Source organism: Pseudomonas lini, from assembly GCF_964063345.1.
Lineage (GTDB): Bacteria > Pseudomonadota > Gammaproteobacteria > Pseudomonadales > Pseudomonadaceae > Aquipseudomonas > Aquipseudomonas lini_B.
The window spans coordinates 2,929,562-2,943,220 of record NZ_OZ061318.1; the positions used below are offsets into that span (position 1 = coordinate 2,929,562).

The window sequence follows — 13,659 nt, forward strand, 5'->3', positions numbered from 1 at the left end:
CCCATGGAGCTGTTTTCGTTCTGGAGCTGGTTGGCCCTGGGCACGCTGTTGTTGATCCTCGAGGTATTCGGGGCCGGTGGTTATCTGTTGTGGATCGGCATGGCAGCCGCCGCTGTCGGCGTGCTGACCTTCGTGATACCGGGCTTGCCCTGGGAATTGCAGGTGCTGCTGTTTGCGGTCTTTTCAATCCTCACCGCGCTGTACTGGTGGAGACGTCAACGCAGTGTGGTGCGGGCCAGCGACCAGCCGAATCTGAACCTGCGAGGACAAGAGCTGATCGGCAAGGTGTTTGTGGTCAGCGAAGCGATTGTCGACGGCCGCGGCAAGATCAAGGTCGCCGATGGCGTGTGGATGGCCCGAGGACCTGACTCCGCATCCGGCAGCCGTGTTCGGGTGGTCGGGCAACAAGGGGCGATTTTACTGGTGGAGCGAGCCGACTAACGTCACGGAACTCGATTGGGTTATCGGCAATCAAAGGCCGCAGTTAAAACCCAGTGGAGTCACCTTTTATGCGTCTCAAACTTGCTGTCGCTACCTTCGCCGTGTTGTCCCTTCAAGTCGGTTCGGCGATGGCTGATGACAGCTTTTTGCGTAACGTCCTTACGTCCGGTGCCACCACCGGTACGTCCTACCTGACCTCCAGGGATCACAAGCTGGTCGTCGCCGCCCAGGACGACGCCGGCAGCTTTGTCGCCAGTGATGGCGTAATTCGCGGCCCTTACCTGGAAGCCGCGATACAGAAAGTCCGCGCCGACAACCCTGGCCTGCAAGCCACGGACATGGAACTGGCGAACGCCATCCTGGCGAAGAATGCCATCGCCTCGAAATAAAGTTCGTTGCTGAACAAAATGCCGCTCTCATGAGCGGCATTTTTTTGCCCCCTAATTGTCGATGATCGCTCCCACGCTCCGCGTGGTAGCGCCGCCATGGACGCTCTGCGTCCGCTCTTGGGACGCGGAGCGTCCCGGGATGCATTCCCACGCAGAGCGTGGGAACGATCAGCCTCCCCCTGTCAGCGGTATTCATCCACCGGCACACACGCGCAAAACAGGTTGCGATCCCCGTAGACATTGTCCACACGGTTCACCACCGGCCAATACTTATGGGCCTTGGTGTGAGCATCCGGCGTCACCGCCCGCTCAATGCTGTACGGGCGCTCCCAAACCCCGGTGATGTCGGCCAAGGTATGCGGTGAGCGTTTCAGCGGGTTGTCCTCCGCCGGCCAGTTGCCGTTCTGCACCTCGGTGATTTCCGCGCGGATACTCAGCATCGCGCCGATAAAACGGTCCAGCTCCGCCTTCGATTCACTCTCGGTCGGTTCGACCATCAAGGTCCCCGGCACCGGGAATGACATAGTCGGCGCATGGAAGCCGTAATCCATCAGGCGTTTGGCAACGTCTTCTTCACTGATCCCGGTCTGCGCCTTGAGCGGTCGCAAGTCGAGAATGCATTCGTGGGCCACTCGCTCGTTGCGCCCGGTGTAGAGCACTGGAAATGCGCCAGCCAAATGCTGTGCCAAATAATTCGCGGCGAGAATCGCCACCTCGCTCGCATCCGCCAGTTGCGGCCCCATCATGGCGATGTACATCCAGCTGATGGGCAGAATGCTTGCGCTGCCCCAAGGTGCCGCGCTCACCGCGCCGTTCTCCGGCAGCGGGCCATCGATTGGCACTACCGGGTGATTGGCAACGAACGGTGCAAGGTGCGCCCGAACGCCAATCGGGCCCATCCCCGGTCCGCCACCGCCGTGGGGAATGCAGAAGGTTTTGTGCAAGTTCATGTGCGACACGTCGGCACCGATGTCGGCCGGCCGTGCCAGTCCAACCTGCGCATTAAGGTTGGCGCCATCCATGTACACCTGACCGCCATGGCTGTGAATAACTTCACAGATCTCGCTGATGCCCTCCTCGTAGACCCCATGGGTCGAAGGATAAGTCGCCATCAGGCAGGCGAGTTTGTCTCCCGCCTCTGTGGCTTTTTCCTTCAGATCATTCAGATCGACATTACCCCCCTCGTCGCACTCGACGATCACCACCCTCATCCCGGCCATCTGCGCCGAGGCCGGATTGGTGCCATGGGCCGAGGACGGGATCAGGCAGATATCCCGCGCGCCCTGATGGCGGCTCTCGTGATATTTGCGAATCGCCAACAACCCGGCGTACTCACCCTGAGCGCCCGAGTTGGGTTGCATGCAGATCGCATCGAAACCGGTGATCGCGCAGAGCCAGCGCTCCAGTTCCTCGATCATCAAGGAATAACCCACCACCTGCTCTTTCGGCACGAACGGATGCAGGTTGGCGAACTGCGGCCAAGTGATGGGGATCATCTCGCTGGTGGCGTTGAGCTTCATGGTGCAGGAGCCCAGCGGAATCATCGATTGGTTGAGCGCCAGGTCTTTGTTTTCCAGCTGCTTGAGATAACGCAGCATTTCGGTTTCGCTGTGATGAGCGTTGAACACCGGATGACGCAGATACGGTGTACTGCGCTGCAACCCGGCAGGAATGCCGGATGCCAGCGTTTCAGCGTCCAATTCGTCGATGTTGAGCCCATGATCGGCGCCGAGAAACACATCGAACAGCTTCGCCACGGTGGTTTCGTCACAGGTTTCGTCGAGGCTCAGGCCGAGCTGTCCACGGCCAAGAATGCGCAAGTTGATCTGCGCCGCCTGGGCACTTTCGATGATCGCAGTCTGAGTGCCACCGACCTCCAGGGTCAGGGTGTCGAAGAAATGCTGGTTGAGACGGGTGATGCCATGGCGCTCCAGGCCGGCAGCGAGGATGCAGGTCAGCCGATGGACGCGCTGGGCAATCCGTTTGAGCCCTTCCGGGCCATGGTAGACCGCGTAGAAACTGGCGATATTGGCCAGCAACACCTGAGCGGTGCAGATGTTGGAGTTGGCTTTCTCCCGGCGGATATGTTGCTCGCGGGTTTGCAGGGCCATGCGCAGGGCGACGTTGCCGCGAGCATCTTTCGACACGCCAATGATCCGGCCGGGAATCGCCCGCTTGTATTCGTCGCGACTGGCAAAAAAAGCCGCGTGCGGGCCGCCGTAACCCATGGGCACGCCGAATCGCTGGGATGAACCGAACACCACATCAGCGCCCAACTCCCCCGGAGGGGTCAGCAACAGCAGGCTTAGCAGGTCGGTCGCCACACAAGCCAAAGCTTGTTGGGCATGCAGATGATCGATCAATGGACGCAGATCGCGCACTTCACCGTGAGTGTCGGGATATTGCAGCAGCGCGCCGAACACCTGGTGCTGTTTCAAGTTATCCACAGCGTCGACGATCAGCTCGAAACCGAACCCTTCGGCCCGGGTCCGCACCACGGAAATGGTCTGCGCGTGGCAATTCTCATCGACGAAAAACAGGTTACTTCTGGATTTGGCCACACGCTTGGCCAGAGCCATGGCCTCGGCTGCCGCCGTGGCTTCATCCAGCAGTGAGGCGTTGGCCAGTTCCAGGCCGGTCAGGTCGATGGTTAGCTGCTGGAAATTCAGCAACGCTTCGAGCCGGCCTTGGGCGATCTCTGGTTGATAGGGCGTATAGGCAGTGTACCAACCGGGATTTTCCAACACATTGCGCAGGATGACGGCCGGCGTGAGGGTGCCGTGGTACCCCATGCCGATCAGGCTGGTCCAGACCTGGTTCTGCTCGGCATAGCCCCGCAACTTGGCCAGTGCGGCTTCCTCGTCGAGGGCCGGCGGCAAGTCCAGTGGCCGGTTGAGGCGGATTCCCGGCGGCACCGTCTGCTCGATCAGTTCGACCCGGCTGCCAAGACCAAGACTGTCGAGCATCGCTTGCTGCTCGGCGGCATCAGGGCCCAAGTGGCGGCGCAGGAAGGTATTGGGGTCGCGTAACTGGCTCAAGGACGGCAACTGGGACATGACGGGCTCTCTCTTGACTGGCGCTCGGCGTCGATGCAATGCGGTCAAACCAGCATAGCAGTCGCTGCCAGCAGCGAACCTGTGGGAAAGGTTGACACATACCCTGTGGGAGCGAGCCTGCTCGCGAAAACGGTGGGTCAGTCGACATATACGTTGAATGATTAATCGCTTTCGCGAGCAAGCCCGCTCCCACATCAATCTCCAGCGCATCAAGTTAGCAGAGACAAAAAAGCCCCGAAAAATCGGGGCTTTTGGGGTAACGCTGAAGGCTTACTCGCCAATAGCAGCCTTGTAGGCCAACGGGTCGAGCAGCTTGTCCAGCTCAGAGGTATCGCTTGGCTCGAGCTTGAAGAACCAGCTGTCATAAGGCGCGCTGTTGACCAGTTCCGGGTTGTTGGCCAATTCTTCGTTAACGGCAATGACGGTACCGGAGACTGGCGAGTAGATATCGGAGGCGGCCTTGACCGACTCGACTACACCCGCAGCCTCACCGGCAGCGAACACTTTGCCGATTTCCGGCAGTTCAACGAACACCACGTCACCCAAGGCTTCCTGAGCATGGTCTGAAATACCCACTTTCACGCCGCCATCATGGTCTAGACGGGCCCATTCGTGACTTTCGGCAAAACGCAGGTCGACAGGGATTTCGCTCATGTTCTGTGTCCTCAAGAAAAATGTCAGCGGTCATTGCCCGCCAAAAAAAGTTAGATCAAGGTTTTGCCGTGGCGTACGAAGGTCGGTTTGACCACTCGAACCGGGTACCACTTGCCACGGATTTCCACTTCAGCGCGGTCGGCGGTGGCCACCGGCACGCGCGCCAGTGCTATCGACTTGCTAAGCGTAGGAGAGAAACTACCACTGGTGATCTCCCCTTCGCCAACATCGGCGATGCGAACCACCTGATGCGCACGCAAAACTCCCCGTTCTTCAAGGACCAGACCGACCAGTTTGTGCTGCACGCCGGCAGCCAGTTCGGCTTCCAGGGCAGTGCGGCCGATGAACTGGCGCGTGGCCGGTTCCCAGGCAATGCTCCAGGCCATGTTGGAAGCCAATGGCGAAACGTCTTGATGAATATCCTGACCGTAGAGATTCATGCCGGCTTCGACCCGCAAGGTATCGCGCGCGCCGAGGCCGATCGGGGAAATGCCCGCACCCACTAGATCATTGAAGAACCCCGGCGCCTGATCGGCCGGCAGCACGATTTCCAGACCATCCTCACCGGTGTAACCGGTGCGCGCGATGAACCAGTCACCGTCGGTCTGACCTTCGAAATATTTGAGCTGCTGAATCAGCGTGCCACGGGACTGAGTCACCAGTTCGGCAATCTTGTGCCGGGCGTGGGGCCCTTGAATGGCCAGCATCGCCAACTCGGAGCGCTCGTTGAGCTGCACCTCGAAGTCGCCGAGATGAGCTTGCATCCAGGCCAGATCCTGATTGCGGGTGGAGGCGTTGACCACCAGGCGATAACCGTCCTCGAGACGGTAGACGATCATGTCGTCGACGATGCCACCGTGCTCGTTGAGCATGGCGCTGTACATGGCACGGCCGGGGCTGTGCAGACGTTCGACGTCATTGGCCAGTAAATACTGAAGCCAGGCCTTGGCCTGGGGGCCGTCAACATCGATCACGGTCATGTGGGATACATCGAAAACCCCGCAATCGCGGCGCACCTGATGGTGTTCCTCGACCTGCGAGCCGTAATGCAAAGGCATATCCCAACCGCCAAAATCGACCATCTTCGCGCCGAGGGCGAGATGAAGGTCATACAGAGGCGTACGCTGTCCCATGGGTTTCTCCTTCCGGGCGTGGCGAAGATGCGGACAGGCGCTGCACGGGGTGAATGCCTTGAAATAAAAGGCTTTCAGCCGTTTCAGCGACCCGGTCTGAAAGACGGACCGCACCGAATGCCGCGCATTGTAGCCGCAAGGTGTAGGACTGGCACAGCGCCCTGTCTCACGAATCACTGTCCCGTTTTGACGGCGCCTGTTATTGCCATGCTGCGTTGCCGTTCCTCGCCATAGCGAGCTATGACTCGTCACGGCGCCTTGCCTGGCAATAACAGTCACTCGTCAAACTCGGGACGGATTCGCGAGACAGGGCGCCTACGTGTTTCGATGCGCCGAACGTCGGATCAATCCGATAACCGGTAACAACCCGACCAACACCAGCGTCAGTGCCGGCAATGAGGCCCTCGCCCACTCGCCTTCGCTGGTCATTTCAAAGATCCGCACCGCCAGTGTGTCCCAGCCAAACGGGCGCATCAGCAGGGTCGCGGGCATTTCCTTGAGCACGTCGACGAATACCAGCAACGCCGCGCTCAACGTGCCCGGCAGCAGGAGCGGCAGATACACTTTGAAAAACAGTCGTGGCCCACTGACGCCAAGGCTACGTGCAGCTTCGGGCAAAGAGGGCCGTATTCGCGCCAGGCTGCTTTCAAGCGGTCCATAGGCCACAGCGATGAATCGCACCAGATAGGCCAGCAACAACGCCGACAGACTGCCCAGCAGTAGCGGTTTGCCCGCGCCGCCCAGCCACCCCGACAGCGGGATCACCACTTCGCGATCCAGGTAACTGAACGCCAGCATGATCGACACCGCCAGCACCGAGCCCGGCAAAGCGTAGCCAAGGTTCGCCAGACTGATGCCAGAACGGATCGCCCGGGTCGGCGCCAATCGACGGGCAAAGGCCAGCACCAAAGCAACACCGACGGTGATCAACGCCGCCATGCCACCCAGGTACAAGGTATGGATGATCAATCCGGTATAACGCTCATCCAGATCGAAACGTCCACGTTGCCAGAACCACACCACCAGTTGCAGCACGGGAATGACGAAGGCGCAGGCGAAGACCAGACCACACCAGCTCATGGCCGCCAGCGCCTTGACCCCGCGCAGGTGATACAACGCCTTGACCCGTGGCCGTTCGTTGCTCGCCCGGTTGGCCCCGCGGGCACGGCGCTCGCCATACAGCACCACCATCACCACCAACAGCAACAGACTGGCCAGTTGCGCCGCGGTGGAAAGACTGAAAAAGCCGTACCAGGTTTTGTAGATAGCGGTGGTGAACGTATCGAAGTTGAACACCGACACCGCACCGAAATCCGCCAGGGTTTCCATCAGCGCCAACGCCACTCCCGCGCCGATGGCCGGACGTGCCATCGGCAACGCCACGCGCCAGAACGCCTGCCATGGAGATTGCCCAAGGACTCGCGCTGCTTCCATCAAGCCTTTGCCCTGAGCCAGGAATGCGGTACGCGCCAACAGGTAAACATACGGATAGAAAACCAGTACCAGCACCAGAATCACACCGCCGGTGGAACGCACTCGCGGCAGCCTCAAACCGCTGCCGAACCATTCGCGCAGCAAGGTTTGCACGGGGCCGGCGAAATCCAGCAGACCGACGAAGACAAATGCCAGCACGTACGCAGGAATCGCAAAGGGCAGCATCAGCGCCCAGTCCAGCCAACGCCGCCCGGGGAATTCGCAGAGGCTGGTGAGCCAGGCCAGGCTGACGCCCAGCAGCGTTACGCCGAAACCGACACCAAGGACCAGCGTGAGGGTATTGCCCAGCAGTCGTGGCATCTGGGTTTCCCACAGGTGGGACCAGATCTGCTGATCGATGGTTTGCCAGGAAAGAAGCAGGACACTCAGGGGCAGCAGGACCAGCGCAGCAATGGCGAAGACCAGGGGATACCAGCGGCGTTGGGCGGGGTGGGCCAAGGAAAGCTCTCGTTTAAATGATTGTGCCCACGCTCTGCGTGGGCACACATCTTGTGACGCTCTGCGTCACGCCTCGACGCGGAGCGTCGGTGGATGCATTCCCACGCAGAGCGTGGGAATGATCAGGCCGGCAGGGACGCCGCCGACTTCATTGTGTGGCGCAGTATATCGACAGACTCAGTTCCAGCCAGCCCGATCCATCATCCGGATCGCTTCAGCCTGACGCTTGCCGGCGATTTCCACCGGCAAGGTATCAGCCACAAACTTGCCCCAGCTCGCGACTTCAGCTGAAGGCTGAACGGCAGGGTTGGCCGGGAATTCCTGGTTCACGTCAGCGAAAATCTTCTGCGCTTCAGGCGTGGTCATCCACTCCACCAGCGCCTTGGCAGCTTGCGGGTGCGGCGCGTGTTTGGTCAGGCCGATGCCCGACAGGTTGACGTGTACGCCACGGTCGCCCTGATTCGGCCAAAACAGCTTCACCGGCAGGTCTGGCTTCTGTTTGTGCAAACGACCGTAGTAGTAAGTATTGACGATGCCGACGTCGCACTGGCCGGCGTTGATCGCCTCCAGCACGGCAATGTCGTCGGAGAACACGTCGGTGGACAGGTTATTAACCCAGCCCTTGAGGATCTTCTCGGTTTTTTCGGCGCCATGGACTTCGATCATGGTGGCGGTCAGGGACTGGTTGTAGACCTTCTTCGCCGTGCGCAGGCACAGGCGGCCTTCCCACTGTTTGTCGGCCAACGCCTCGTAGGTGCTCAGCTCACCGGGTTTCACCCGGTCGGTGGAGTAGGCGATGGTCCGCGCCCGCAGGCTCAGGCCGGTCCAGGCATGGGAGGAAGCGCGGTATTGCAGTGGGATGTTGGCGTCGATCACCTTGGAAGTGAACGGCTGGAGGATGCCCATCTGCTCGGCCTGCCAGAGGTTGCCGGCGTCGACGGTCAGCAGCAGGTCGGCAGTGGCGTTTTCGCCCTCGGCCTTGATCCGCTGCATCAGCGGCGCTTCCTTATCGGTGATGAATTTCACCTGCACGCCGGTTTTCTGGGTGTAGGCATCGAAGACCGGTTTGATCAGCTCATCGATACGCGAGGAGTAAACCACCACCTCGTCGGCGGCCTGGGCAGCGGTGCTGCCAATCAGGGTCAAGGCCAGTGCGGTCAGTAGACGCTTGGGTGCCAACATGGAAGCGGTCTCTCGAGTGGGGAAGTGAGGCCAAATGATAAGGACTCACATTTCGCTTCTCAATCGAACAGTGAGTGGAGGAGTTACCGGATGTTGCACAACTTGGGATATGAGGTGGCTGGTCTGCCGCCATCGCGGGCAAGCCCGCTCCCACAGGAGCTTCAGCGCTCACACATAATGCATTAACACCTGAATACCTGTGGGAGCGGGCTTGCCCGCGATGGGGCCAGCTACCACAGCGAAAATTTCAAGCCTTGGCCAACGCCGGCAGATCCCCAATCAACCCAAGCGCTTCACGCACGAACAACGCCTTGGCCTCGGGCATCTGATCGACCATCTTCAACCCGGTATTACGCAACCAGCGCACCGGCAACGGATCGGCCTGGAACAGTCGTTCGAACCCTTCCATCGCCGCCATCAACGTCAGGTTGTGGGGCATGCGCCGACGCTCGTAGCGACTGAGCACTTTCACGTCCGCCAACCGCTCGCCACGCGCGGCCGCTTGCAGCAGCACTTCGGCCAGCACCGCGGCATCGAGGAAACCGAGGTTCACGCCCTGCCCGGCCAGCGGATGGATGGTGTGGGCCGCGTCGCCGATCAGCGCCAGGCCTTCAGCCACGTAACGCTTGGCATGACGCTGACGCAGCGGCACGCACAAACGCGGGTCGACGCTGAGCGCTGTGCCGAGGCAACCCTCGAAGGCCCGTTCCAGCTCCTTGCAGAAGCCTTCGTCGTCCAGCGCCATCAGGCGTTCGGCTTCGGTCGGCGTGGTCGACCAGACGATCGAGCACCAATCCTGTTGACCGTCCCGTTCCAGCGGCAGAAACGCCAGCGGGCCATTGTCGGTAAAGCGCTGCCACGCGGTCATTTGATGAGGTTTTGCGCTGCGCACACTGGTGACGATTGCGTGGTGCATGTAATCCCACTCACGGGTTGCAACACCGGTCAGGCGTCGAACAGCCGAGTTGGCGCCATCCGCCGCAATCACCAAAGGCGCGCGCAAGGTGCGGCCATCGGCCAGGGTCAGCAGCCAGTCGTCACCGGAGCGGCGCATCTGCTCCAGACGCGCATTGGCCAGCATCCCGAGATCGCAGTCGTGCAGTCGATCGAGCAGAGCGTCCTGAACCACGCGGTTCTCGACGATATGCCCGAGCACTTCGGCATGCACACTGGTCGCCGAGAAATGGATCTGCCCGGTGCCGCTGCCGTCCCAGACGTGCATGTCGGTGTACGGACTACTGCGCCGGCTGGCGATGCCATCCCAGACGCCGAGACGTTCGAGTATTCGCTGGCTGGCCGCCGACAAGGCGCTCACCCGCGGTTCGAACGGCGCCTGCCCATCGAAGGGTTTGACGCTCAGGGGGCTACCGTCCAGCAGCAGGACTTCGAGCCCACTGTTTTGTAACGCCAGCGCCAGGGCACTGCCGACCATTCCGGCCCCGACAATCAGCAGATCTGCGCGCATTTCCATGCTTTAAGCCTGTCTCGCTTGCGGCTTGAGCCGCCCATAAAGGTTTTTCTCGACCCGCGTCACCCAAGTGCTCGCGCCGTCATGAATATCGACTTGCAGGTGCACCCTGCCCGGTTTTCGCTTAATCATCGGGACGCGTACCCAAGCCCATGGCCTGCCGGGCGAACCAGCGCTTGGCCGGCGGCAGCAGATCGAGGCCGAGCAGCCCAATGTTGCGGCCCAGGGAAACCAGCGGCTGCGTGCTGCCGAACAAGCGGGTGACCTGATCGGAGAAACCCACGGTCAGGCTCTGGTCCAGACGCTGACGCTCGCGATAGGCCTGCAAGGTGGCGAAGTCGCCGGGCGATGTCTCGCTGCCCAACAAACTGTCGGCCAGCGCCTGGGCGTCACGCAACGACAGGTTGAAACCCTGCCCGGCAATCGGATGCAGGCTGTGGGCGGCGTTGCCAAGAATCGCCAGATGCGGGCGGACTTGTTCCTCGGCTTCGATCAGCGACAGCGGATACAAATGCCGCGCGCCCACCTGTTTCAGCGTGCCGAGGCGATAACCGAAGATGCCCTGCAACTCGGCAAGAAAGCTGCGGTCATCCAGGGCTGCCAGCCGTTGCGCGTCCATACCCAGACGGGTCCAGACCAAGGCGCAACGATTGTCCGGCAACGGCAGCAAGGCCATCGGACCATCGTCGGTGAAACGCTCGAAGGCCATGCCGTTGTGCGCTTCACTTGGGGTGATGTTGGCGATCAGCGCGCTCTGGTTGTACGGGCGTTTCTTGATGCCGATCCCCAGTTGCTCACGCAAACCGGAACGGCCGCCATCGGCGAGCACCGCAAGGTCGCATTCCAGGGTGGTTTCATCGTTAAGGGTCAGGCGATAGCCGTCGGTCAACGGTTCCATGCGGATGACTTCCGCCGGGCAACGCCAACTGATCACGTCCTTGTCCAGACCTTGCCAGAGGCATTGGCCAAGCCAGGCGTTTTCCACCACATAACCCAGCGCCGGAACGCCCTCTTCCATCGCCGACAGCCGCGCGGTGGAGAAACGTCCACGGTCGGAGACATGAATCTGCTTGATCGGCTCGGCGCGGCGAGAGATTTCCTGCCACACGCCCAACCGTTGATAAATTTGCCGCGCACCGAAGGACAGCGCCGAAGAGCGGGCGTCATAACTCGGTTGATAGGTATCGCCGGGGGCAAACGGTTCGATCAGCACGATCTTCCAGCCACGGGCCTTGGCCCCGGCCTGCAACGCCAACGCCAGACTGGCGCCGACCAGGCCACCACCGATGATTGCCAGATTGACTCGACTCATGCCGCTTGTGTCCGTGCTGCGGCCATCAATGCCTCGATTTCGGCGACCGTTTTCGGCACGCCGTTAGTCAGGATTTCACAACCGGTTTTGGTGACCACCACGTCGTCCTCGATGCGTACGCCAATGCCGCGCCATTTCTTCGCTACGTTCTGGTTGTCTGGAGCAATGTAAATGCCCGGTTCGACCGTCAGCGCCATGCCGACTTCCAGCACGCGCCATTCGCCGCCGACCTTGTATTCGCCGACGTCGTGCACATCCATGCCCAGCCAGTGGCCGGCGCGGTGCATGTAAAACGCTTTATAGGCTTCGCTGGCGATCAACTCGTCGACGTCACCCTGCAACAGGCCCAACTTCACCAGACCGGTGGTAATCACCCGGACCGTGGCTTCGTGCGCCTGATTCCAGTGCTTGTTCGGCGCAATTTCGGCAAACGCTGCTTCCTGGGAAGCCAGCACCAACTCGTAAATCGCCTTCTGCTCCGGTGAATACTTGCCGTTGACCGGCCAGGTGCGGGTGATATCGCTGGCGTAGCAGTCGATCTCGCAACCGGCGTCGATCAGCACCAGATCGCCGTCCTTGAGCACCGCATCATTCTGCTGGTAATGCAGGATGCAGCTGTTGCGCCCCGCCGCGACGATCGACCCGTAAGCCGGCATCTTCGCCCCGCCCTTGCGGAACTCGTAATCGAGCTCGGCTTCGAGGCTGAACTCATGCAAACCGGCACGGCTGGCCTGCATCGCACGAATATGGGCCTGGGCGGAAATCCGTGCGGCTTCGCGCATCACCTTCACTTCTGCCGCCGATTTATACAGGCGCATGTCGTGAAGCAGATGATCCAGGGCAACGAATTCGTTCGGCGGCTGGGCGCCGAGGTGCGCCTTAGAGCGGATCACGTTGATCCAGTCCATCAGGTGCCGATCGAATTCCGGGTTGCTGCCCATGGCCGAGTACACCCGGTCGCGGCCTTCGATCAGGCCCGGCAGGATGTCGTCGATGTCGGTGATCGGGAACGCGTCGTCGGCGCCAAAGTCGCGGATCGCGCCTTCCTGGCCGGCGCGCAGGCCGTCCCACAATTCACGTTCGGCATTACGCTCCCGGCAAAACAGCACGTATTCGCCGTGCTCACGGCCAGGCATCAAGACGATGACGGCTTGAGGCTCGGGGAAACCGCTGAGGTACTGGAAATCGCTGTCTTGACGGTAGACGTGCTCGACATCGCGGTTGCGGATGGCCACCGCGGCGGCGGGCAGGATCGCGATGCTGTTGGGTTCCATCTGCGCCATCAGCGCCTTGCGGCGACGGCTGTATTCCGATTTCGGGATATGAATCATGGGCAGATGGCTTTCCCTGGCACGCGATTAATGCAACGACGGTTTGGCAGCCGCTTCGTCGGTTTTCTTGGTTTCGGTGAATAGCAGCAACGGAGCGACGCGCAGGTACTCCATCACTTCCATGTAATCGCTTTCGCCGTCGTCGGACTCTTCCAGCGCGTCTTGCACCTGGGCGATAGCGGCCAGATCCTGCAGCACTTCGGTGGCTTCAGTGCTCAAGGCATATTCACGGCGGGTCAGACCGAAGCCGGTAAGGAAGCCCTGGCACCACTGGCCCAGTGCAGCCGCACGCTCGGTAAGCGGCGCGTCGTCGGTCGGCAGCAGCAGAACAACGGTCATGTCGTCGCTGGTAAGCTCGCCCTTGACCATCTCTTGCAGGCCGATCAAGGCGTTGCGAACGTTGTCTTGTGGTTCGCCTTCGAGCAGCTCGGCGGCGTCGGCCAACCAGCTGTCGGCTTCGAAGCCGGCACCGGCGCAACTGCGGCCGAGCAACAGTCCGTGCAGTTCGGCAGGCGAGACGGGATGGCCGCTGGTGCTCAGCAGGGTGGCAAAGGCTTGGTACGGAGAATTCTGAATGGGCATGGGCAGCTAGGCGCCAGACGGCGCTATGTCTAGAATGAAGGCCTTGTATCCTACATCGACAGACTCGCCAAGACTATTAAAGGCTGTCCGCCAGCCAGGGTCTGTACGAAACTCGCCGAGCGCCGATCAGGCGAGCCTGTTTTTAACGCAGCATGATCGACGCGCAGGCAGTTTCGTAC

Annotated in this window: 11 protein-coding genes and 1 pseudogene; 2 read left to right on the forward strand and 10 right to left on the reverse strand. The window is 60.9% G+C overall.

All coding sequences use genetic code 11. The annotated features are described in order from the left end of the window. Positions 1-3 precede the first annotated feature (3 nt). Together AB3226_RS13295 and AB3226_RS13300 are read left to right on the forward strand one after the other, a co-directional pair. Positions 4-441, forward strand: coding sequence for an NfeD family protein (locus AB3226_RS13295; RefSeq protein WP_367373378.1), 438 nt, complete (start codon positions 4-6; stop codon positions 439-441). 68 nt (positions 442-509) lie between these two features. Further along, positions 510-830 carry a DUF2388 domain-containing protein gene (locus AB3226_RS13300; RefSeq protein WP_367373379.1) on the forward strand — a complete coding sequence of 107 codons (321 nt, stop codon included), beginning with the start codon at positions 510-512 and terminating at the stop codon, positions 828-830. A gap of 182 nt (positions 831-1,012) precedes the next feature. Here the strand turns inward: AB3226_RS13300 and gcvP are convergent, their stop codons facing one another. The 10 genes and pseudogenes from gcvP to AB3226_RS13350 form a co-directional block, all read right to left on the reverse strand. Then, the gene (gene gcvP / locus AB3226_RS13305) at positions 1,013-3,886 is read right to left on the reverse strand and encodes an aminomethyl-transferring glycine dehydrogenase (RefSeq protein ID WP_367373380.1); all 2,874 of its coding nucleotides are present in this window, start codon (positions 3,884-3,886) and stop codon (positions 1,013-1,015) included. Between the two features lie 270 nt (positions 3,887-4,156). Next, positions 4,157-4,540: a glycine cleavage system protein GcvH gene (gene gcvH / locus AB3226_RS13310; protein ID WP_367373381.1), complete on the reverse strand. Its 384-nt coding sequence runs from the start codon at positions 4,538-4,540 to the stop codon at positions 4,157-4,159. 50 nt (positions 4,541-4,590) lie between these two features. Continuing rightward, positions 4,591-5,673 (reverse strand): glycine cleavage system aminomethyltransferase GcvT, encoded by a 1,083-nt coding sequence (gene gcvT / locus AB3226_RS13315; RefSeq protein WP_367373382.1) that lies wholly within the window; start codon positions 5,671-5,673, stop codon positions 4,591-4,593. A 315-nt stretch (positions 5,674-5,988) separates the two neighbouring features. Further along, a complete protein-coding gene (locus AB3226_RS13320) occupies positions 5,989-7,605 on the reverse strand; it encodes an ABC transporter permease (protein WP_367373383.1) in 1,617 nt (538 codons plus the stop codon). A 177-nt stretch (positions 7,606-7,782) separates the two neighbouring features. Further along, complete coding sequence (locus tag AB3226_RS13325; protein ID WP_367373384.1) at positions 7,783-8,787, reverse strand: extracellular solute-binding protein; 1,005 nt, start codon at positions 8,785-8,787, stop codon at positions 7,783-7,785. A gap of 247 nt (positions 8,788-9,034) precedes the next feature. Continuing rightward, complete coding sequence (locus AB3226_RS13330; protein WP_367375795.1) at positions 9,035-10,252, reverse strand: 2-octaprenyl-3-methyl-6-methoxy-1,4-benzoquinol hydroxylase; 1,218 nt, start codon at positions 10,250-10,252, stop codon at positions 9,035-9,037. 9 nt (positions 10,253-10,261) lie between these two features. Beyond that, positions 10,262-10,357 (reverse strand): annotated as a pseudogene (locus tag AB3226_RS13335) (tetrameric acyl-CoA thioesterase); the annotation flags it as partial. A gap of 22 nt (positions 10,358-10,379) precedes the next feature. After that, a complete protein-coding gene (gene ubiH, locus AB3226_RS13340; protein ID WP_367373385.1) occupies positions 10,380-11,567 on the reverse strand; it encodes a 2-octaprenyl-6-methoxyphenyl hydroxylase in 1,188 nt (395 codons plus the stop codon). Continuing rightward, on the reverse strand, positions 11,564-12,898 hold the full coding sequence (pepP, locus tag AB3226_RS13345) for a Xaa-Pro aminopeptidase (RefSeq protein ID WP_367373386.1): 1,335 nt from the start codon (positions 12,896-12,898) through the stop codon (positions 11,564-11,566). Before pepP ends, ubiH begins: the two co-directional genes overlap by 4 nt. A 27-nt stretch (positions 12,899-12,925) precedes the next feature. Next, complete coding sequence (locus AB3226_RS13350) at positions 12,926-13,480, reverse strand: YecA family protein (RefSeq protein ID WP_008012538.1); 555 nt, start codon at positions 13,478-13,480, stop codon at positions 12,926-12,928. Between the last annotated feature and the right edge of the window lie 179 nt (positions 13,481-13,659).

Bases quoted from the DNA above. Each gene is read 5' to 3' on its own strand.
- pepP (WP_367373386.1), bottom strand. From the start codon at position 12,898: ATGATTCATATCCCGAAATCGGAATACAGCCGTCGCCGCAAGGCGCTG.
- gcvT (WP_367373382.1), bottom strand. From the start codon at position 5,673: ATGGGACAGCGTACGCCTCTGTATGACCTTCATCTCGCCCTCGGCGCG.
- AB3226_RS13325 (WP_367373384.1), bottom strand. From the start codon at position 8,787: ATGTTGGCACCCAAGCGTCTACTGACCGCACTGGCCTTGACCCTGATT.
- AB3226_RS13300 (WP_367373379.1), top strand. From the start codon at position 510: ATGCGTCTCAAACTTGCTGTCGCTACCTTCGCCGTGTTGTCCCTTCAA.
- AB3226_RS13330 (WP_367375795.1), bottom strand. From the start codon at position 10,252: ATGCGCGCAGATCTGCTGATTGTCGGGGCCGGAATGGTCGGCAGTGCC.
- ubiH (WP_367373385.1), bottom strand. From the start codon at position 11,567: ATGAGTCGAGTCAATCTGGCAATCATCGGTGGTGGCCTGGTCGGCGCC.
- AB3226_RS13295 (WP_367373378.1), top strand. From the start codon at position 4: ATGGAGCTGTTTTCGTTCTGGAGCTGGTTGGCCCTGGGCACGCTGTTG.
- gcvP (WP_367373380.1), bottom strand. From the start codon at position 3,886: ATGTCCCAGTTGCCGTCCTTGAGCCAGTTACGCGACCCCAATACCTTC.
- AB3226_RS13350 (WP_008012538.1), bottom strand. From the start codon at position 13,480: ATGCCCATTCAGAATTCTCCGTACCAAGCCTTTGCCACCCTGCTGAGC.
- gcvH (WP_367373381.1), bottom strand. From the start codon at position 4,540: ATGAGCGAAATCCCTGTCGACCTGCGTTTTGCCGAAAGTCACGAATGG.